Annotated in this window: 20 protein-coding genes; 13 read left to right on the top strand and 7 right to left on the bottom strand. The window is 44.9% G+C overall.

The features are described from left to right. The first annotated feature begins 1 nt into the window (after position 1). Genes ACLD71_RS01715 through ACLD71_RS01725 form a run of 3 tightly spaced genes read left to right on the top strand, consistent with a single transcriptional unit; the run spans position 2 to position 2,288 of the window. Entirely contained in the window at positions 2-412 is a 411-nt protein-coding gene (locus ACLD71_RS01715) for an ExbD/TolR family protein (protein WP_137674031.1), read from the top strand. Beyond that, complete coding sequence (locus ACLD71_RS01720; RefSeq protein WP_411992658.1) at positions 412-1,095, top strand: energy transducer TonB; 684 nt, start codon at positions 412-414, stop codon at positions 1,093-1,095. The genes ACLD71_RS01715 and ACLD71_RS01720 overlap by 1 nt, the downstream gene beginning before the upstream one ends. Further along, entirely contained in the window at positions 1,092-2,288 is a 1,197-nt protein-coding gene (locus ACLD71_RS01725) for a hypothetical protein (RefSeq protein WP_411992660.1), read from the top strand. Before ACLD71_RS01720 ends, ACLD71_RS01725 begins: the two co-directional genes overlap by 4 nt. Here ACLD71_RS01725 and focA read toward each other — a convergent pair. Beyond that, entirely contained in the window at positions 2,285-3,811 is a 1,527-nt protein-coding gene (gene focA / locus ACLD71_RS01730) for a formate transporter FocA (protein ID WP_137674028.1), read from the bottom strand. The genes ACLD71_RS01725 and focA overlap by 4 nt on opposite strands. A 189-nt stretch (positions 3,812-4,000) precedes the next feature. Here focA and ACLD71_RS01735 point away from each other — a divergent pair, with 189 nt between their 5' ends. Further along, positions 4,001-4,906 carry a LysR substrate-binding domain-containing protein gene (locus tag ACLD71_RS01735; RefSeq protein WP_137674027.1) on the top strand — a complete coding sequence of 302 codons (906 nt, stop codon included), beginning with the start codon at positions 4,001-4,003 and terminating at the stop codon, positions 4,904-4,906. 87 nt (positions 4,907-4,993) lie between these two features. Further along, positions 4,994-5,245, top strand: coding sequence for a hypothetical protein (locus ACLD71_RS01740; RefSeq protein WP_411992662.1), 252 nt, complete (start codon positions 4,994-4,996; stop codon positions 5,243-5,245). Between the two features lie 2 nt (positions 5,246-5,247). Here ACLD71_RS01740 and ACLD71_RS01745 read toward each other — a convergent pair whose 3' ends face one another. Next, positions 5,248-6,339 (bottom strand): glycosyltransferase family 4 protein, encoded by a 1,092-nt coding sequence (locus ACLD71_RS01745; RefSeq protein WP_411992664.1) that lies wholly within the window; start codon positions 6,337-6,339, stop codon positions 5,248-5,250. 113 nt (positions 6,340-6,452) lie between these two features. Here ACLD71_RS01745 and ACLD71_RS01750 point away from each other — a divergent pair, with 113 nt between their 5' ends. Both ACLD71_RS01750 and ACLD71_RS01755 read left to right on the top strand, forming a co-directional pair. Next, on the top strand, positions 6,453-7,550 hold the full coding sequence (locus ACLD71_RS01750; protein ID WP_411992666.1) for a glycosyltransferase family 4 protein: 1,098 nt from the start codon (positions 6,453-6,455) through the stop codon (positions 7,548-7,550). An 11-nt stretch (positions 7,551-7,561) separates the two neighbouring features. After that, positions 7,562-8,566: a glycosyltransferase family 2 protein gene (locus tag ACLD71_RS01755; RefSeq protein ID WP_411992668.1), complete on the top strand. Its 1,005-nt coding sequence runs from the start codon at positions 7,562-7,564 to the stop codon at positions 8,564-8,566. Positions 8,567-8,607: 41 nt separating this feature from the next. On the opposite strand, the gene ACLD71_RS01760 is transcribed toward ACLD71_RS01755, so the two are convergent. The 3 genes from ACLD71_RS01760 to ACLD71_RS01770 form a co-directional block, all read right to left on the bottom strand. Further along, entirely contained in the window at positions 8,608-8,943 is a 336-nt protein-coding gene (locus ACLD71_RS01760; RefSeq protein ID WP_161985173.1) for a DUF3634 family protein, read from the bottom strand. Between the two features lie 318 nt (positions 8,944-9,261). Then, positions 9,262-9,840: a YceI family protein gene (locus tag ACLD71_RS01765; RefSeq protein WP_137674021.1), complete on the bottom strand. Its 579-nt coding sequence runs from the start codon at positions 9,838-9,840 to the stop codon at positions 9,262-9,264. Positions 9,841-9,861: 21 nt separating this feature from the next. Further along, a complete protein-coding gene (locus ACLD71_RS01770) occupies positions 9,862-10,413 on the bottom strand; it encodes a cytochrome b (protein WP_411994818.1) in 552 nt (183 codons plus the stop codon). Positions 10,414-10,825: 412 nt separating this feature from the next. Here ACLD71_RS01770 and ACLD71_RS01775 point away from each other — a divergent pair, with 412 nt between their 5' ends. After that, a complete protein-coding gene (locus ACLD71_RS01775) occupies positions 10,826-10,993 on the top strand; it encodes a PA3496 family putative envelope integrity protein (RefSeq protein ID WP_411992670.1) in 168 nt (55 codons plus the stop codon). Between the two features lie 64 nt (positions 10,994-11,057). After that, complete coding sequence (locus tag ACLD71_RS01780) at positions 11,058-11,471, top strand: VOC family protein (RefSeq protein ID WP_137674020.1); 414 nt, start codon at positions 11,058-11,060, stop codon at positions 11,469-11,471. A 5-nt stretch (positions 11,472-11,476) separates the two neighbouring features. Here the strand turns inward: ACLD71_RS01780 and ACLD71_RS01785 are convergent, their stop codons facing one another. Then, a complete protein-coding gene (locus ACLD71_RS01785) occupies positions 11,477-11,908 on the bottom strand; it encodes a DUF3859 domain-containing protein (protein WP_411992671.1) in 432 nt (143 codons plus the stop codon). 167 nt (positions 11,909-12,075) lie between these two features. On the opposite strand from ACLD71_RS01785, the gene ACLD71_RS01790 reads away from it, so the two are divergent. After that, positions 12,076-12,525, top strand: coding sequence for a DUF2059 domain-containing protein (locus ACLD71_RS01790; protein WP_137674018.1), 450 nt, complete (start codon positions 12,076-12,078; stop codon positions 12,523-12,525). Between the two features lie 45 nt (positions 12,526-12,570). Here ACLD71_RS01790 and ACLD71_RS01795 read toward each other — a convergent pair whose 3' ends face one another. Beyond that, positions 12,571-13,224 carry a 7-cyano-7-deazaguanine/7-aminomethyl-7-deazaguanine transporter gene (locus ACLD71_RS01795; protein ID WP_137674017.1) on the bottom strand — a complete coding sequence of 218 codons (654 nt, stop codon included), beginning with the start codon at positions 13,222-13,224 and terminating at the stop codon, positions 12,571-12,573. A gap of 277 nt (positions 13,225-13,501) precedes the next feature. Between ACLD71_RS01795 and ACLD71_RS01800 the strand changes: the two genes are divergently transcribed. From ACLD71_RS01800 to ACLD71_RS01810, 3 genes are read left to right on the top strand one after another with little or no spacing between them, the layout of a single operon-like run. Then, positions 13,502-17,227, top strand: a complete 3,726-nt coding sequence (locus tag ACLD71_RS01800) for an ATP-binding protein (RefSeq protein ID WP_411992673.1) — start codon at positions 13,502-13,504, stop codon at positions 17,225-17,227. After that, entirely contained in the window at positions 17,224-17,883 is a 660-nt protein-coding gene (locus tag ACLD71_RS01805) for a condensin complex protein MksE (RefSeq protein ID WP_411992675.1), read from the top strand. Before ACLD71_RS01800 ends, ACLD71_RS01805 begins: the two co-directional genes overlap by 4 nt. Next, positions 17,880-19,094, top strand: coding sequence for a phosphoenolpyruvate carboxylase (locus ACLD71_RS01810; RefSeq protein WP_411992677.1), 1,215 nt, complete (start codon positions 17,880-17,882; stop codon positions 19,092-19,094). Before ACLD71_RS01805 ends, ACLD71_RS01810 begins: the two co-directional genes overlap by 4 nt. The last annotated feature ends 145 nt before the right edge of the window (positions 19,095-19,239 follow it).

A 19,239-nucleotide genomic window follows, 5' to 3' on the forward strand; every position in this document is an offset into this window, starting at 1 on the left:
TATGAAGCGACGTGATTTGCTTAATCGCCCAGAAGAAGAGGCGGAGATAAATCTAACGCCGATGTTAGATATCGTTTTTATCATGCTGATTTTCTTTATTGTTACCAGCAGCTTTGTTAGCCCCAGCAGTATTGACGTAACAACACCGGTGGCGCAAAGTGCCGAGCAAACGAGTAATAACGCGGTTCTACTTAGCCTTTCCGCCGATGGCAGTGTGCTGTTAAACGGTCAAGCTAGCGATGTACGCTTAATTAAAGCCAAGCTAATACAACTTAAGCAACAACAACCACAACTAGCGGTGTTGGTTCAAGCCGATCAGCAGTCAAGTACTGGCCAGCTGGTGGCCGTTCTCGATCAACTCCGCTTAGCTAAAGTGCCTTATAGCCTAGCCGCTCAAGCGAGCCAGCCTTAATGTGGCGAATTCTGCTCGCGCTTCCTACTGGCACAGTATTAGCTGCTAGCTTGTTTATTCTACTGGCGGAAGTATCAGGGTTTAACCAAGCCTCTCCTCCCTCAGCCCCCAATATTAGTAATTTACAACTGTTTAGCCTGCGAGAGACTAGCGAACCACAACATAGACAGCGTTTATTGCCAGAACCACCGCCTTTATTAGCGCCCCAAGACTTGCAAACCCCGCTTGATGCTGGAGCAAGCCAAAGCGATAACAATATTATTGATACAAGCTCAACACCTTCAATATCTAAGCTTTTACAGCCGTCGCTAACTCCACTCAGTTTAAGCTTACCGCATATAATTACTGATACCTCTAGCAGCCAAACTAGCGTTAGTTCAGCAGGTTTAGGCCAAGGTCCTCAGCTAGATCTGTCTATTCAAGCCAGTTATCGACATCGTCCTGAATATCCAATGTCGGCTCAACGGCGCGGGATAGAAGGAGAGGTTGAGCTAGAATTCACCGTTAATCACCACGGCAACGTTGTCGCTAACAGCATTAAAGTGATTCATGCAGAGCCTCAAGGCTTTTTTGAACAGGCCGCAATACGCACCATTGCCCAGTGGCGCTTTCCAGTGAGAGCACAAGGCAATAACCCAGGCTTTGTTAGTCGGCAGGTAATCGAGTTTAAGCTTAAGCAATGATTAATACCTTATGGGCACTATTAGCTTTATTGATAGCATTTAACCTTGCAGCCCAAGGTTTAAGTGAAAGTGAGGCAAGGCAGCTTAAAGCAGGGCAAGCTTTAATCCAACAGGGAGAGTTACCACAAGCAGCGTCTCACCTGCAGCAACTTAGTCAGCAATACCAGCAACAGCAGCGCCAGTATGCCTTGGCGGTTTCTTTGCAATACCAAGCGCAAGCAGCCATAGAGCAACAGCAATATTCGGCCTCGCTTAACTATTTACTTGAATCCTATCAACTCAAGAAACTGCCTGAACCTCAGCAACAACAGGGCTTGTACAGCATTGCGCAACTGCAATTGCAGCTACAGCAATGGGCAAAGGCCATTGATTCAATAAGTTCTTGGCAAAACCAGCAAGCCGCTAGCGAAGTTACTGCAGAGTCGTACTATTGGCTGGCGAGCGCCCAAGCTAATTTAAGCCTTTGGCCAGAAGCAAGCCACAGTATTGAGCAAGCACTACAACGGCAATCAAGCCCGCTCTTAAGTTGGTGGGAACTTAGCGTAGCATTGCATAGCCAGCAACAACATTGGCCAAAGGCCATTGAAGGCCAGTTACAAGTATTGAAGCTAGATCAACAAAATATAGATGCCTGGACCCAACTCGCGTCTTTGTACCTGCATAATCAGCAAGCTAATTCTGCTCTCGCCTATTTACAGCAAGCCTACAATAAAGGACTATTTGTTCAGCCTTCGCAGTTTACCATGTTAATTCAATTGCTCACTCAGCAAGGCGCCCCCTACCAAGCAGCGCGCTTGTTAAACACTGCTCTGCAACAAAAACAGCTAGCAAATACCCTTCAACAGCAGTCCCGGTTGTGCACACTTTGGTTACAAGCAAAGGAATACTCCTTAGCCGAACCCTGTTTAAACCAGCTTAACCAGCGGCAAGCGTCTGGCACAAACTACCAACTACTGGCTTTTAGCCAAGCCCAGCTTGGGCAATTGGCGGCGAGTATCAGCAGTTATCAACACGCTAACCAATACCCTGATGCCAACCAAGCACAAAACTATTTGGCCCAAGGTTTGTTGTATATTGAGTTAAATCAGTTAGAGGTTGCCAAGCAAGTACTAAAAAAGGCGGCTACCTTTTCAGATACCGCCTCTTCGAGCCAACATGCTTTACGCTACATTGAGCAGCGCCAACTACATTAAGCTACTGACTCAGCAATGTGTTCTTCAGTAGCATTTAGCTTTACTGGAGCACCCAGCGCAGGGCGTAATGCTTTAAGCACTTGGTGACGCGTAACCACACCGACTAACTTACCATTTTCTACCACAGGGAATACTTTAGGGCGGTAAACACTGCTGTTACGTAAGCGCTCTTCAAGCGGTTGGTGAGTAGAGCTTAACAAAACGCCAGAATCAGACACTGGGTATACCTGGGCTACATCAACACTCATGTACTCAGCTAGTTTCAATAAGTTGTGATTAGGTGCCACGGTCATAATATCCTTTTGCATAATGCTTGCTACAGTTGTTGTGCTTGGTTTGCGGTAATCTTCTAGCCATAGTTTGCGTAAGATTTCTAACTCAGAAATAAAACCTTGTAGTTCGTTACTCTCGTTAACAACCACTGCACCAGGCGCTTCTTGCGCTAATAAAGCATCACAGGCACTTGCAATGGTCATGTCAGGGCTAAGAGCATTATCGGCAGGCGACATAATGTCAGCGACAGTCATAGTTTTAAGATTTTGCATAGTAGGTTCTCCAACAGGACCAGAAGTTTGATTTGGTAAAATAGTAAATGTTGCGGCAGTTGACGTTGGTTTGTTTGGGTTACTACGGCTATAAACAGACCAGTAACCAAGACCAACAATAATTGCGCCGCCAATGATGTTGCCGATAGTGACCGGCAGTAAGTTTTTCCAGGCAAAGGTTGCCCAGTTTAAGTGTTCATAAGCGCTAGCTTGCGTACCGATTTGCGCCCAAAATTCAGGTTCTGCCCAGCTCTTAATGGCAATACCTAAAGGCACCATAAACATGTTAGCCACTACGTGCTCGAAACCGGTGCTCACAAACATGGCGACAGGTAAAATCACCAATGCGGCTTTAGCTGCACTGGTTGTAGCGCTAAAGGTCATCCAAACTGCTAAACACACCAACAAGTTACACAGCATGCCTAGTAATAAGGCTTGCATGAAGCCATGCTCCAACTTGTGATTAGCGATAGATAAAGCGTTTAAGCCCCATTGGCCGTGGTCTAGCTGGTACAACTTGGCACCGCTTACCACTAGCACTAACAATAGCGCGCCAACAAAATTACCGAGGTACACTTTGCCCCAGTTGGCAACCATGGCGCGGGTATCTAGCTTGCCACTGGCTCTAGGAATAATAGACAGCACACTACTTGTGAATAGCTCTCCTCCACATACCACTAACATCACTAAGCCCATGCTGAACGCCAAGCCGCCTAACAAGCGGCTAATTCCCCAGCCAACACCCGATGAGCCGGTAGTTACCGTGATATAGAATACGAAAGCTAAGCCAATGAATACGCCGGCACTTAAGGCCAAGCTCAGTGTTTTAGCACTGCTATTGGTGGCTTTCTTATATGCATACTGCTCAGCATACTGAGTCATTTGGTCGGGACTTAAAGCCGCTAATGGTGAGCTAGCGGCGCCACCGCCAGTGACCATTTTAGGAGCGGGTAAGCGCTCAACTTGAAGATGATTCATTTACACTAAAACCTGTAATAACAAGCAACTAAAGTCGCTAGTGGCTAAACGTGTTATTACCTTAGCGAGAATAACTTTCGCTGGTAAGCGGATAATTTTTATGACCACTATCAATACTTTTGATAGCGCCTATGCTTACTATGGTCAGCAGGCAAACTAAGCCCTTAACTTTTCTCTTTGGAGCGACTAATGCGTTATTCTTTAAAACAGCTCACCGTTTTTGAAGCAGTGGCCACCCATGGGAGTGTAAGTGCAGCCGCAGACCACCTAGCCCTTACCCAATCGGCGGCAAGCATGTCTTTAGCTCAGCTAGAAAAGCTATTAGGTAAACCGTTATTCGATCGCCGCGGAAAGCGCATGGTGCTTAGCCAGTGGGGTTTATGGTTACGACCAAAAGCGAAACAATTATTGTTAGATGCCTTGCAGATTGAGGAAGGGTTTGCCGATCAGCATTTAGTGAGTGGTGAACTGCAATTATGTGCCAGCCAAACAGCTGCTGAGCACTTAATTCCAGATCTTATCAGCATAGTTGATAGTAACTTCCCGCAACTTAGAATTAGCTTCTCCGTAGAAAACACCGCTGAAGTAATTAATGGTTTATTAAACTATGACTATCAGTTAGGTGTAATTGAAGGCCGCTGTGACGACGATAGAATAGCCCATCAGGTATGGTGTAACGACCACTTGGTGATTGTGGCAGCTGCTCACCACCCTTACGCCAAACTAGAACGGGTAAGTGTTTCTCAGCTAGAACAAGCCAGTTGGGTATTGCGAGAACAAGGCGCAGGCACACGCCGAGTATTTGATAGCGCCATTCAAGGCACCATTGAGTCTTTAAAAGTACACCGCGAATATGAACACGTTCCGGTATTACGCTCGCTAGTAGCAAACAACAACTACCTTAGCTGCTTACCTTATTTAGATGTGATTAAAGCCCTAGAGTTAGGAGAGTTGGTGCGCTTAAACGTACCAGAGCTGAATATTGAAAGGGCGCTATCGTTTGTATGGCGTAACGATACCTCGGAGAACCCATTGCGTGACTTGGTGATAACGGAAGCAAAACGAATGTTTAAAGTACAACAACTACATATGTAAGCGCAGACGTGACATAAAAGACTTGCTTTATATTACCAAACACCTTAAGTTAAATGATAACAATTATCATTTAACTTAAGGCTTATTATGCGTTTATCAATGATGCTTATTGCAGCGGCAAACTTGGCCCTTGTTAGCCAAGTACAAGCTGCAAATACCAGCAATGCACTAAGTGAACTCGAACATATCGCAGTGGCCTTATCGATTTTTACCACCGCGGCATTTTGTTTGTGGTCCCTTCGAAAGATTAAACGAGCCTTAAACACGCCCTTGCCAAATACCTTTAGCAATAAATCGTCTGCAGCTAAAATCACTAAGCCGTCTCTTAGAGCCGTGTAACGCTAAATACTAGTGCCTACGTCTTGATAGACTTTTTGATATTGGTTTTGGGTGCGCTGTAATGAAAATTCTTCAAGCACCCGTTCTCGCCCTGCTTTGCCATAGTCGATTAAGGTCTCAGCATGCGCTAAGGCTTGTTGAATAATTTGAGCCAAGCTGTCGCTATCATCAAAATCAAATAACCAACCGTTTAACTGCTCTTTCACTAATACACCATTGCCACCCACTTTACTGGCCACTACTGCGCGTTTGTAGGCCATCGCTTCCATAATCGCTAACGACATGCCTTCAGTTTCTGAGGTAACAGCCAGTAGCTCAAAGCGGTTATAGATCTTGCTTCTATCACTCTCTAAACCATGAAATACCACGGTAGACTGTGCTAAATGCTGTTGACTAAAGGTTTGCAGCTTAGGCATTTGGTCGCCAGTGCCAAAAAAGTGCACTTCCACCTTCTGCTGAATATCTTCAGGTAATAGAGCAACTGCCTGCAACAGGCTAATTTGATGCTTTAAACTCACCATTCGCCCTACTGATCCAATGCGCAAACGACCATCTTGTGGATGGGGAACGACTTCTTGCTCTCGCGGCATTGCTATTCCGTTATCAATCACCGAAGAATCAACATGCTCCCAGCCATTCACATCGTGAAAAATCTGCTGTCCTTCTTCAGACACAAAGCAAATACTGTCGATATAACGGCGGGCAAATTGATGCACCCTACGCCAGCGTTTAGTCGAGAGCTTAGCGGCACCATGTCGGGTATACACAATTTTGCGCTCTAGACACAAAGGCAAAATAGGTAGCGATACCATTAATACAGCAGGAGAGTGAATATGAATAATCGGCTGGTTGCGGTAGGCCTTCCATAAGCGCCATTGCACAAGGCCCTTCATTCCCCTAACTACGGTGACTTTGATACCTAAACCTTCCGCCACTGCAATCAAAGGGTCGTCGTGATGGCCTAAAGAAATAATGTCTGGCTCTAAACCTTGTTCACGCTGTTCGATACATAAATCGATAACAAATCGCTCTGCGCCACCCACCTGTAAACTGCTCACCACATGAGATATCTTTTTACTTAACGATTTATTCACAATACTATTACTTACTTGACTATCCTTAGTGCCTGTATGATAAGTCAGTTACGAGTGAAGGAACACTCACTAACTCAAAGAAATTGTTAATTTTTTGTCGAAGGATTGAATAAATGAATGAATCGCTGCGAGTGTTGGAGGTTGTACAAAGCCTCGAACGAGGTGGTCGTACAGTAAGATTCATGACAACCGTTGAAGGCTTGCAAGAAAACGGGGTTTTTGTGCTGCCTGTCAGTTTTAAAGCTGCAAAGCTGGAGTCTTGCCAACCAGAGGGTTTAGTGGTGCTTCACACCAAAGCATTCGATGGCCCCTGTATTATGTACAATTTGATAAAACTCATTCGCAAACACCGCATTAATCTGATTCACTGCCATTGCGACCGCAGTATGATTTGGGCTGGCTTTGCCGCTAAAATATGTGGCGTGCCTACGGTTCTTACCTTTCATCGCTCTATATTGCGTTATTACCAACGCAACAAAGTAAACCGTTTGCTCATGCGTTTAACCAGCCGCTTTATTGCCGTGTCTGAGCAGCGCCGCCAGTTACTCATCAGTAATTTAGGCTTAAGTGAGCAACGTTGCTTGGCTAACCATGGGGGTATTGATACCCAGATTGAACATGTTGGCTTTGCTCGTGCTCGCCAGCAACTCGATCTGCCTAGCGACCAAATAGTGCTATTTAGTGCTGGCCACCTCGGACGAATTAAAGGCCACCAAGATACCCTCAAAGCCTTTAAACAGATCAGTGATAAATACAACTGCCAGCTTTATATTGCCGGTAGCGGCTCAGCCAAAGACACCCAGGTAATTCAGCGCTATAGAGATAAAATGGGTCTGCAAGAGCAGGTGCATTTTCTAGGACAAATTAGTAACTCTTCTTTGTGGATGGAAGCTGCTGATATATTTGTACAGCCGTCTCTTGAAGAAGCCTTTGGTCTAGTATTCATCGAGGCGGGTTTGCATCATACTCCGGTAGTAGCAACCAACGTTGGCGGAATCCCTGACATTATAGTGAACGGGGAAACGGGTTATTTAGTGCCAGCCGCTAACCCTGAGGCTCTAGAACAAGCTTTAGTTAAGCTCATTGAGTCAAGCCAGCTACGTGACCAGTTTGGCGCGGCGGCCAAACAACGCATTGAGTCGAAGTTTAATAAGCAACATATGATCGACAAATACCTAAATACTTTTCATCAACTCATCATGGAAGAATAAGCGAGAGCGATATGGATAATTCCGCGATTACCGTTGTCATTACCCCGCGAGATAGATATTCGGGCATCATCAGTTGCATTCGTAACTTATACCTTTGTACTGAGCATCCTTTTGTATTGAAAGTGATTGATCTGGACTATCCAGCCTCGCTAAGAAAACAAATAGTGAAAGAATTGGACCAGCGCGACAACGCTGAGCTATTAAGTTATGGATTAATCTCGCCAATTCAAGCCATGCAAAAAGTACGTCCGCTTATCGATACGCCTTACGTGATGTTTCTTGATAACGACTCTAACGTTACCCCTAATTGGCTGCCACCACTATTAGAGATCGCCAACTCAGACTCAAGTATTGCGGTTATCAATCCGGTTACCTTGGAAAAAGAAGGGGTAGATAAGGGTGCGGAGTTGCGCAACCACTTATTCACTAACGCAGTGCATACCATTGACTATCAAGGTGAAGATTACTTAATTGAACATAAGTCCTTCCGCCGCTCCCTGCCAGAGGAGTTGCCACAAGGTATTCAAGACAGCGAGATGTTTGAGTTACATGGCGTACTATTCAGTACTAAAGCATTATTGGATATAGAACTGCCTGATATGGTAATCCGTGAACATATCGATATTGGTATTCAGCTTAGACAAAAAGGCTACAAAATTGTCACTCAACCAGACTCCGTGGTTATTTTTGACAACTTAGGAACTCGCATGGCGTGGTACGACATGAAGTTTTTCTTTTTCCGTTGGCACCCTAAATATACAGAAGCCTCTTCGCGCTTATTTGAACAACGTTGGGGTTACCGCTTTTACTCAGAGCAAGCTATGTACTTGTGGGTTTTTCGTCGCAAGGTATTTTTATTTTCGCGTTGGATATACATTCCGGTCAATGGCGCGAATATGGCGGTACGTATTGCCACTAAGTTGCGTTCATTTATTAAACCGGTGTGGGACCCCATTAAAGGTGTAGAGGAAAAAGCCTCACCAGCTCCGCTCAGTATGTTTTCGAAAGCCAAATAAAAAAGCCCGGTTGAACCGGGCTTTTTTATTTTAGCTGTTATCTAGTCTAACGAGACACTACCGTTTATATCTGAATGTTTGCTGCTATATAGCTTATGTGGAAACTGTTTCTCTAAATGTACTTGGTCTGATTGGGCAATAGAGCGAGAGAAGCGTAAGTGCATCTTGCCATCAGAATTAAGACCTTTCACTAAACCAACCACCTTGCGGCCGCGCATCATTTGACGACAATCATGAATAAATGAACTTGGAACGTGCCCTTTAATTACATTGACCTTGCCCGAGCGTAATTCACATACAAAGGTATACTGAATATGTCTTAGACGAAAAACCAATACTGCTAATGCAACCAAGCCGATGATTATGCTGATAGTCAAAAAAACACTCCCTGTGTTCAGTTAGTAGGCACCATTACTCAATACCTCAACAGATATTGAAATGAATAAACTCAACAAGGGTAAACTTTGTAGTATCAAATAACTAGGGCTAAGCTCAAATTCAAGATATCAATCAACCATTTATATTCAATCTGATAACTTGATCAACATAATTATGAAACATCTAGCCCTGAAAACAGTTTCAGAGAAAACTAAACAAAAGCTAATATAATCATATTTACGGGCTGCAGAAAGCGTTAGGAGGGAGATAACTGTAAAGCATAAAAAGCTGCCCAGATGGACAGCCTCACACATTGCTTATTTTTTGATACCTTCAATCACCAAGTCCATCGCAACCGTGGTTGAACTTGGACCTAAGTTTGTAGGAATGCCAAAGTCCTTCATTACCAACTCTGTAGAACCTACAAATCCAGCGCGGTAGCCACCCCATGGGTCTTTACCTTCTCCAACTTTAGTGACGTCAATCACTATCTCTTTAGTCACACCACGAAGGGTAAGTTGGCCGTATAGCTTGCCGCCATCGTCACCGTTGGCTTGGTACTTAGTGCTACTAAAGCTAGCTTCAGGGAATTGATCTACCGCTAAAAAGTCGTCGCTACGAATGTGCTTATCACGCTCTGCGTGATTTGAGTTGACTGAAGTGGCATCAATTTTCACATTAACCTTAGTCGCTTCTGGCGCTGTTTGGTCATAGCTAAAATCACCGCTAAAGGTATCAAAACGCCCCACGACAAAACTGTAGCCTAAGTGATTCACTTTAAAATTGATTGAAGCATGCGCGCCACGAGTATCAATGGTGTAATCGGCAGCGCTGGCCGGTAAAGCCAATCCCATTGTGCTAGCAAGTAGCAAAGCGGCTTTTAACTGTGTTTTCATTTTTTGTCCCTTTTAGTCGATTTACTTAGTGGGTTTTAACATCCGAACTAAGGTGCTGTCTTTGTCTATAAAATGGTGTTTAAGTGCTGCTAACCCATGGCCAGCAACTAAGGCGATTAATGTCCACGCTAGAATTTCATGAACATCTCCAGCCAGTTCTTCTTGTTGATTGATTCCAGTCACGGTTGCAGGGATCTCAAACCATTCAAATACTGAAATGGCGCGCCCATCGGCTGTTGAAATCAAGTAGCCCGAAATCATTAAACAAAACAGTATTAAATAAAGTAGGAAATGGCCTACTTTAGCGCCGGTTTTTTCCCACTGCTGATGATTCTCTGGGCTTACTGGGTGCGGATTAAGCCCACGCCACAGCAAACGAAACAACATCACCATAAATAACAATATACCCACGCTTTTATGGATCATTGGCGCAGTTTGATACCAGCTAGAATAGTAATTAAGGTCAACTATAAACAAGCCTAGGCCAAAAAGCCCAAATACACTCAACGCTACCAGCCAATGTAAGCCAATAGCTACCCAACCATAGCCTTGTTCAGTATTGCGAATACTCACCAGCTCTCCTTGTACATTGTTCAACAATCTCTTCTTTTTATAGCATCGCTTAAAAAAGTGTCGAAAAAAATTGAATTTTATGTGAAAAAGCTTTCGAACAATTAGAAAGAAAATCGCTTTAAAATTTACTTTTACAGCAAAAAACCAACAATAAGTGAAGATAAGCTCTACTTGTTTTCAGTTTTATCGATTTCTAAAGCTAGCAGCCAGTGGGATTTTTGTCTTCTAATCAAGAGCTAACTGACAAGCGCTTAAGAGAGATTGTGGGTCACTTTAGCGGTAACACTGCAGTAACAAAATATTCATTTTACCTACTATACTTTTTACTGCACATTTTGCGTGTCTCGCAACCGCGAGAAAATCAAGAAGTTGGGCTGATCAGTCCCGATGAAATAAGGCTTGGAGCAAGCTTATGAAACGATCACGCTATGACGATATGGACGAATGGGAAGAAGAAGACCTGATCCATAACGCAAAAAGTCACAAAAACCAACGCGACAAGGCCCGTGCCCGTCGTCGCATTGATGAATACAACGAACGAAAGCAGTTAGAACGATACATTGATGAAGACTATAACTAGTCTCAACTAATACCAAAGGGAGTATTTACTCCCTTTCTTTTTACTGCGCATTGGAGAAATGCCTATGCAAACCATCATTCCCTACCTTAATTTTGCCGGCAAAGCCGAGCAAGCTTTGGATTTTTACCAGCAGTGTTTCGATGGTGAGGTAATAGCCTTAATGCGCTTTGGCGATACACAAACCGATATGCCTATTCCCAGCGAGTTACTTAACAACATAATGCATTGTCATTTTAAAGCCGGAGAGCTGGAGTTTATGGGTTCTGATGGCATGCCCGGTGAGCAACTAAAAAGTGCCGGAAATATAGAGCTAAACCTAAATTTTAGCGATTTAGCCCACCAGCAAGCGGTGTTTAACAAGCTCTCGGAAAATGGCGACATCATCATGGGGCTACAAGATACTTTCTGGCAAGCGCGATTTGGCCGAGTGTGCGACCAATTTGCTATTAACTGGATGCTTAACTGCCCATTAGCCTAAGTACTTTACATACCGCGTTTACGGTAAAACTGCGCTGGGTCTCCAGGGCTATCTTGAAATAGCTCGAAAGACTTATCCGCAATCAGCTCGCCAGCTAACTCCAAAGTCATTCGCCAGGTACCTAACTTATTACTAATCGGTGGCCAAATAGTGTCACCTAGGTAAAAGTCCCAATCATTGCTGCGCACATATTCTTCCCCATCAAAGGGAGCCATGATTTGACCATCGGAATCAGGAATATCAGGGTGGTAAATGCAGTAACGCACCTTTTGACCTTTGGCTTTTTTAATGTTCACAATAAGGCCAAATTCTACATCTATTTGCGCTTCAACCTGAGTAGTAAACTCAGTAATCTGAGGCAGCGCTTTGGTATCGCTGTCCCACTTATTATAAATTCCAAAGCTGTGCAGCTTTACTTGGTGCTTTGCTTTCGCCATATAACAATAACTCGGTTTATCCCTTAACAAGCCCACTATTTTAACGCAAGCGCAGCGTGTACTGCTATTACAATCCTTTCCCCACCATGACAGAAGGTGTAGGCTAAACACCTAAGATTTGAACTATTGATAAGCCATTATCAACACGTGCCTTCAAGGAAGAACCTATGAAAAAGCTATTTGCTGCCAGCTTAGTACTTGCCAGTTGTTCACTACAAGCTGCCCCTATCAATGATTTGCTAGAGCTCAATAACAGCGAACAGCAAATGCAGATTATTCGCACCAATCTCAATAAAGCATTGATTCGTCAAAACCCACCGCTGAGTAAATTTGAACCGGTACTTAATCAATGGGCCGAGACTTACCTCACTTGGGATGAAATGAAACCAAAAATTGCAGAGGTATACTTAAAGCACTTTACTGATGAAGAGTTGGAGCAATTGGTGGCTTTTTACAAAACCCCTGTGGGGCAAAAGAGCCAAGCGCTTAATGCAACCTTGATTCGTGAAACCGCCTTAGCCAGCGCAATGGTCGCTAAAGGTCATCACAAAAAACTAGAAGAGATGTTGCAACAAGCCGCCGCTCAAGTGAAACAGCAACAAGAAGCTGCGAACTAATTGGCAAGCAACCAACCGCGCTTGTTGGTTGCTTTATTCTTTTTTTTACGCCGCCACTTTTGTTCTTTGTAGGCGGTTTTGTAAGAAGTGCAGTAGCATGCCGTATAAAGGTACAAACAAGGCGATATTCACCGCAAGTTTAAAGCCGTAATCTACCCAAGCAATTTCTAACCAATGTTCCGCCATAAAGGCATCGCTGCTGGCATAAAAGGCCACAGCAAAGAACAAAATGGTATCGACCAAGTTACCAAATACACTCGAGCCAGCAGGGGCTGCCCACCAGTATTTTAATTGGCGTAAGCGATCAAACACCTTCACATCGAGTAGCTGACCCACCGAATAAGCCAGAAAGCTTGCTAAAGCGATACGTGCCACAAACCCATTCCAAGCTAATAATCCCGCTAAACCTTGATATTCGCCCTGATAAAACAATACCGAGACCAAATAGCTCACCAACAAGGCGGGGAACATGGCTGTGAAGATAATTTTACGTGCTCGGCTCGCGCCAAACAAACGCACCGTAAGATCTGTTGCTAGGAAAATAAACGGGAAAGTAAACGCTCCCCAAGTGGTATGAAAACCAAATATGGTGAAGGGTAATTGCACTAAGTAATTGCTGGCAGCAATGGCCACAATGTGAAACAAAGCCAAAATAAGAACACTGCGGCGCTCGGCCTCAGTTAATTGTAAAAACCACATATTGTTACGACCTATCTTTTTGATGATTGGGGTAAGAGAACCCAAGGGCGCAGGAGTATTCCACAAGCGCTAACAATCTGCAATAGTTAAACAACTAGTCAAGAAAACAGCACAACATTGTTTTTTTGGTGATAACTAACAGTTTTTGAGCAAACACTCTTAACAAGACTTCGCTCCATGCCCTTTCTTAGTTAAACTGCGCTATTGCCCTGCCTAGCGGCAGCGCCTACTCACTTATTAAACAGTAGGCTTATCTAGCTTATTAAAAGGATGCATTTTGTCTGGCTTATTGCGGATCATCTTGATCGATACTCACCTTAACGGTGTAGTAGAACTAAAACTCGACCAACACAGTAACATTTGTGGAACCAATGCCTCGGGTAAAACCACCCTGCAGCGTCTTATTCCCGTGTTCTATGGTGAATACCCTAGCCGAGTTGTACCTAGCACCCGTGATAGTTTTGAGCGATGGTACTTGCCACGAGAAGCCAGCTACATCATTTACGAGTATGAGCAATATAACGGCCAACAAGCCCAAGTGGTATTATCCTCCGGTCGTGAAGACCAAGGGGTAAAGTACCGCTTTATTCGCAAACCTTTTGTTCTCGAAGACTTTGTTGAGAAACAAGACGAGCAAGGCACCTGGTTTTTAGCCCCCGCGAAGCTTGGCCAACATCTTAAAAAGCTTGAATTTAATGGTGCTCAACTCGCCACTACTCGCTTTTTAAATACTCGTGAATATCGCGCCATTATTCAAAATGACCGCAGCCTACAAAATGCTGGCGATAGTGACCTAAAAGCCTACGCCCGCCAGTTTGCCATGTGTGACCCTAAACACGGCTTACGTCATATCGAAAAATTAGCCAAAGCGGTGCACTCTAAAGAAGGCAAGATGGAAACCATCAAATCGATGATTGCCGCCATCTTAGAGGAAGAAGGCGTGACACTAAAACCCACTTGGGTTGACGCCAACAAAGCCCAAGCCTGGATCCAAGAAACCCGTCTGATTCAGCAATTCGAAGTTATTCGCCCTAAATTTGTAAAGCTTGAGCAAATTCACCAGCAGTTACTCGCTAGCGAGGCCCAACTCCTACAACTAGATACCAGCCTACAAAATGACGAAAGCGAGCTATTTGCCCAAAATGAGCAAGCGCAACGTCAGCTCAATCAGCTGAAACATGAACTCAGTGAATTAGAGCAACAATGGCAAAACCAGCGTGAGCATTTAAACCAAGCCGTCTCTAGCGCCAATGCCGATGTGAGCAGTTTCGACAAGCAACTTAATCACATCGAAGATGACTACCAAGCTTGGCAAGACAAACAGATTGAAGAGGCACTTAAAGCCGTTGAGCAACTGCCTCAATGGCGTGAACAGGTTCGCGAAGTAAGCGAGCGCCACCAGCTACTCACCGAGCAACATAGCGATATTGAAGCCCACTTTAATCAGCGTAAAAGTGAGATTAACGAGCAGTTAAACACCGCGTTAAACAAGCTGCACAAAAACAAAGACCAGTTACAGCAGCAGTTAAACCAAGAGAAACAACAACAGCAAGCAGAATTGAGTAGCGAGCAACAACAGCAGCAAGCACAGTTAAGCCAGCTAGAAACCAAATTTCAGCAACAACAGCATCAACACCAGTTGGAACTGGCCCAGCTAGAAGCTGGCACCTTGCAAATGGGTTATACCGAAGATGAAAGCCGCCAGCTTAACATCATGGATAATCGCCTTGATGAAGCCAGCCAGCAACAGCAACTATTATCTAGCCAATTACGCCAGCACTCAGAGCAGCTGCAAACCCTTAAGCAGCAACGCCAACTAGCCGACCAGCAACTTACTAGCGCTAGCCAAAATAGTCGCCAACTAGAGGGTAAACTTAGCGTCTTAAAAGATAGCTTACAGCCGGCCGATGGCAGCTTATTGGCTCATTTACGCAGCGAACACCCTCAGTGGGAACAAAGCATTGGTAAGTTGATCAATCCAGAGCTGCTAAACCGCCGTGATTTAAAACCTCACAGCGATGACAACAGCAATAGCGTATTTGGCTTAGCGGTCGATTTAAAAGCCATTGAAGCGCCAGAATGCGCCGCCACCGAAGAACAAATCAAGCAACAACTTGAGCAAGTTCAACACGCTTTTCAAGAGGCACAAAAAAACCTGAAGCAAGCTGAAGCCGAACTGAGTGAAGCCAACAAAGCGGTGCAACAGCAAGATTTAAGCGTTGCCGAAGCCACTGCCACTCATCACAACAGCGAAGATAAACTAAAACGCTTACAAGAAGAAAAGCAGCTACTCAAAGAGAGCTTTTCAAGCGCCCTTAAACAGCGCCAAAGTGAAGCGCGCGAGCAACAGGCTAAACTTAAAAGCTACCTGCAAAACGCGCAGTCTCAGCATCAAGAGTATCTCGAAGAGATCCGCGAACAACATCAAGAAGCCAAGTTAGAGAAAATGGCTTGGTGGGAAGAAAAAGTAGACGCCCTAGCCGAGCAACTAAGCCAAGCACAAGATGCCGTAAGCCAGCGCCAAGCTCAGGCTAAACAAGCCTTAAAGCAATCTGAACAGTGGTATCGTGGCGAACTACAAGCGCAAGGTTTAGACGACCAATTAATCGTTGATTTAGCCAAACAAAAACGCCAACTTAGTCAGCAAATTCAAGATGCTGAGCAGTATCGTGATGAAGTGAGCGAGTACAAGATTTGGCACCAGCAAGTCTGGCTAAATCAAAAGCCTCAGCTTAATGATGCACTGGCAAAAGCTCGCCAAGAACAAAGCACCGCTAAACAAGCCCTTAATGAGCAACTCGCCACCTACAAGCAACAGCGAGATACTCAGCAAGCTAGCCTAAGCCAGCTCAAACAACAGCTTGAGCAAGTGCAGCAGCAACATGCACACACTCAGAACCTATTACGCAAAATAAAGCAGTTGGCCTTAGTTGCTCATCCGCAGCATAAAGCTGAGGGCGACGGCAACGGTGGGTCTGCCGCAGAACGAACTCGCCAAGCTGAGCAGCAAATTCAGCAACGTAACCAACAACTAGAACAAGTAAATGAGTCGGTACGTCACTTCGATAGCCTATTAGCCCAGCAAGCGGGCTCTGATCTTAGTGAAACCTGGGAGCGCTCGCGTGCCGCTTGCCGCAGGCACAGCGAAGACGGTGAACCAACTCTCGCTTATCGTGAGTTGGTGCCGCATTTATCAGAACTGCTGAATGGTTTAGTACCACAAAAAGTACAAGGGCTGATCGACCATGGCCGCAACCTAGGCATGAGCATTAGCAGTTTCTACCAGAACTTGAGCGACATCGACCAACGCATTCTTAGCCAAAGCCGCCGTATTACACGCGAAATTGGTGAAGACTTAAGCCTTGATGGGGTGTCTGATTCTGCAGTAATTATTCGCTCTAAAATTAGCGAACTAGAGTTTTGGGACGAGCTAAAAGCTTTTGTAGATAACTTCCAGCGCTGGCAGCAACAAGGCTTTAACCAATTGCCAAACGAAGACTACGCCAACAGCATGCGTGTTGCCTTAGACATTATTGGCCGTAGCGCGCTTAAAGAGGGCGTTTCTCGCTTATTGCTGATTGAACTCACCTTGCGTGAAGGCAACAGCGATTTGGTGATTAGAACCGACCGCCAACTCAACGAATCCAGTAGTCATGGTATGGCCTACCTTATTTTGTGTAAGTTTTTATTGGCCTTTACTCGCTTATTACGTGGCAACGCTGATACCTATATTCACTGGCCGATAGATGAACTAGGCACCTTGCACCAAAGCAATGTGAAGAAGATCTTCGATGCTTGTGATCATAACCAAATTCGCATTCTAGGTGCCTTCCCTAACCCAGAATCTGAAGTATTAGATTTATTTACCCACCGCTACATTATTAACCGCGAGAAGCGTCAGCTTCAGGTGGTGCAGCCACGGGTCAACTTACTAAAAGAAAAAATTAAAGCTGCGCAAGCCGCTAAAGCCACCCAACAAGCTGCTAGCGAGGCCGAACTATGAGCAAACTAAGCGCCACCGGCATGAGCGAAACTGGCCGAGTATTAGAAGCCTTGTTAAGCGGGCAGTTTATTTGCCAAATTAGCGATGAAGATGGTTATGCCTTTTTGGCACAAGAAGCCAACCGCGAACGTATCGACAGCCACTTGCATGTACTTAACCGCCGTTTAGCTAGCGCTTGCGAAGGCGAATTGTATTTTTGCGCCTATCGCGAGTTAGGCGATAGCGAACACAAAGTGATTAGCCAACAATTTAGTGATATTGCCGGTAGCTTATTGCCGCTCACCGAGTGGCTAATACTGAGCCAAGAAGCACAGGGCCAAGACGCCCCCATTAGCACAGGTGTCGCTTTACGTTTAAGTGAGCTGCAAACTGTAGTGGAAGATACGCCAGCGCTGCGAGAGCAGTTAGCTAAAATTTCCCAATATAGGTTGTTTGGCTCTACTAGCACGCAAGTTGACGGCCAATTAAAACAGATTTTTAAACGGCTGTGTGAGCAAGGCTATTTGGTGCGCCCTAACCAAGAAAAGCAAATTTATATTGCAACAGCAAAAGTGGATTACATTTTTGAAGTGATCAGCTTTATTGATGAAGCCGAAGGTTTAGGCTTAGAACAGCAAGCCATGGATGCGATTGGTCAGCAGGAGCCACTACTGTGAACCAACACCTGCAACAAGCCGGGTTAAAACTATTTAAGTTACTGGCTCGCCATGGCGAGAGCTTGATGCATGCTTATGTGAACGGCAAGTTGGATGAAGCCAAACTTGATAGCAAACAAGTTGAGTCACTGCTTAAAACCGGAGTTATTTGGCGTCCTTCTGCCGACGAAGGTTTGATTTTAAGCTCTAACCTGCGCTCATTGCTCGAAGAAGCACTAAGCGATACTCGTAATCGCCAAATTGACGCCAACGTTGGTTCGCGCCTAGAAACAATTAAAACTCTCGCCGCGCATTATAAAGAAGCCCTGCACATTGGTGACTTAGCCGCTGCAGACGTTTATCTCAGTGATTTGAACGAACATAGCTATAGCCTTACCGAAAGCTTGCGACACAGCTCAAGGGTGCTTTGGAGCCGTATTAACAATGAGTTTGGTTATGTACCAAGCTTAAGCGCAAAAATTCGCGAGAACGAACTGGCTCAACAACAAGTAGGTGAATTGCTCGACAGTTTATCGCTACTAAACTTTGATACCTTGAGCCAAATTGCTGGTGATATTCGGGAACTGCGCCGAGTATTAGCAATTAACTTAAGCCAAGCAGTATTTGACTGTACGCAAGAACTGGCGGTGGTACAGACGCGACTGCTGACCTTATTAGGACGTTTTCGTGAGCTACGCGGTAAATCTCGTTTACTAAAAGGCTTGCAGCTGTTTCATGCGCAGCATCCAGATTTTAGCCCGCAAGACCCCACCAATCAGGTAGACGTTGCGAGCTTATTCAACCAAGCACCAGCCTTACTTAACAGCGCCAGCGTTGATATTCACAACCCTGAACACGAGCAAGACTTACTGTATGCAGTAAGCCAAATTCACTTACAGCGACAACCCCATAAACCTGATGGTGAGCCTGAGCATGCCGTCTCTCTCGCCAGTGTTGATGAATTCTCTTTGCAAGAGCAAAGGATTAAGCAAGACGTTGAGGATTACTTACTCGGCGTTATAGAAAGCGCTGCAGGGCAAACTGCATTAGAGTATTATCAGCAGCAGCAATTATCTTGGGATGCCGAAGCCTGGCTCTATCAAGTGTGGGGCAGTTATCACGCCTTGCCAGAAGAACAACGCGATTACTTTGCGCTAGACCCAATCGAAGATCCACATCCCATTTTTAGTGGTAATAGAATTGTTCGCGACCTGCAAGTTTGGCTGAGATAATCAGCTAAACTATTGTCTACTGTGACTAATTTGCTTAGTTACAGCCTTGCCGACTAGATCGACTGTGCCTATATTTGAATACAGTTACTGACAGATAGCCGACAGATTTATTTGACTGATTAGTCGATTATCTTAGAATATGCCC

Origin of the sequence: Agarivorans sp. DSG3-1 (assembly GCF_046774965.1) — a bacterium.
GTDB lineage: Bacteria > Pseudomonadota > Gammaproteobacteria > Enterobacterales > Celerinatantimonadaceae > Agarivorans.

Excerpts from the sequence above, each read along its gene's own strand:
- ACLD71_RS01805 (WP_411992675.1), top strand. The coding sequence starts at position 17,224 with ATGAGCAAACTAAGCGCCACCGGCATGAGCGAAACTGGCCGAGTATTA.
- ACLD71_RS01785 (WP_411992671.1), bottom strand. The coding sequence starts at position 11,908 with ATGGCGAAAGCAAAGCACCAAGTAAAGCTGCACAGCTTTGGAATTTAT.
- ACLD71_RS01795 (WP_137674017.1), bottom strand. The coding sequence starts at position 13,224 with ATGTGGTTTTTACAATTAACTGAGGCCGAGCGCCGCAGTGTTCTTATT.
- ACLD71_RS01765 (WP_137674021.1), bottom strand. The coding sequence starts at position 9,840 with ATGAAAACACAGTTAAAAGCCGCTTTGCTACTTGCTAGCACAATGGGA.
- ACLD71_RS01720 (WP_411992658.1), top strand. The coding sequence starts at position 412 with ATGTGGCGAATTCTGCTCGCGCTTCCTACTGGCACAGTATTAGCTGCT.
- focA (WP_137674028.1), bottom strand. The coding sequence starts at position 3,811 with ATGAATCATCTTCAAGTTGAGCGCTTACCCGCTCCTAAAATGGTCACT.
- ACLD71_RS01715 (WP_137674031.1), top strand. The coding sequence starts at position 2 with ATGAAGCGACGTGATTTGCTTAATCGCCCAGAAGAAGAGGCGGAGATA.
- ACLD71_RS01775 (WP_411992670.1), top strand. The coding sequence starts at position 10,826 with ATGAAACGATCACGCTATGACGATATGGACGAATGGGAAGAAGAAGAC.
- ACLD71_RS01750 (WP_411992666.1), top strand. The coding sequence starts at position 6,453 with ATGAATGAATCGCTGCGAGTGTTGGAGGTTGTACAAAGCCTCGAACGA.
- ACLD71_RS01735 (WP_137674027.1), top strand. The coding sequence starts at position 4,001 with ATGCGTTATTCTTTAAAACAGCTCACCGTTTTTGAAGCAGTGGCCACC.
- ACLD71_RS01790 (WP_137674018.1), top strand. The coding sequence starts at position 12,076 with ATGAAAAAGCTATTTGCTGCCAGCTTAGTACTTGCCAGTTGTTCACTA.
- ACLD71_RS01725 (WP_411992660.1), top strand. The coding sequence starts at position 1,092 with ATGATTAATACCTTATGGGCACTATTAGCTTTATTGATAGCATTTAAC.
- ACLD71_RS01780 (WP_137674020.1), top strand. The coding sequence starts at position 11,058 with ATGCAAACCATCATTCCCTACCTTAATTTTGCCGGCAAAGCCGAGCAA.
- ACLD71_RS01740 (WP_411992662.1), top strand. The coding sequence starts at position 4,994 with ATGCGTTTATCAATGATGCTTATTGCAGCGGCAAACTTGGCCCTTGTT.
- ACLD71_RS01755 (WP_411992668.1), top strand. The coding sequence starts at position 7,562 with ATGGATAATTCCGCGATTACCGTTGTCATTACCCCGCGAGATAGATAT.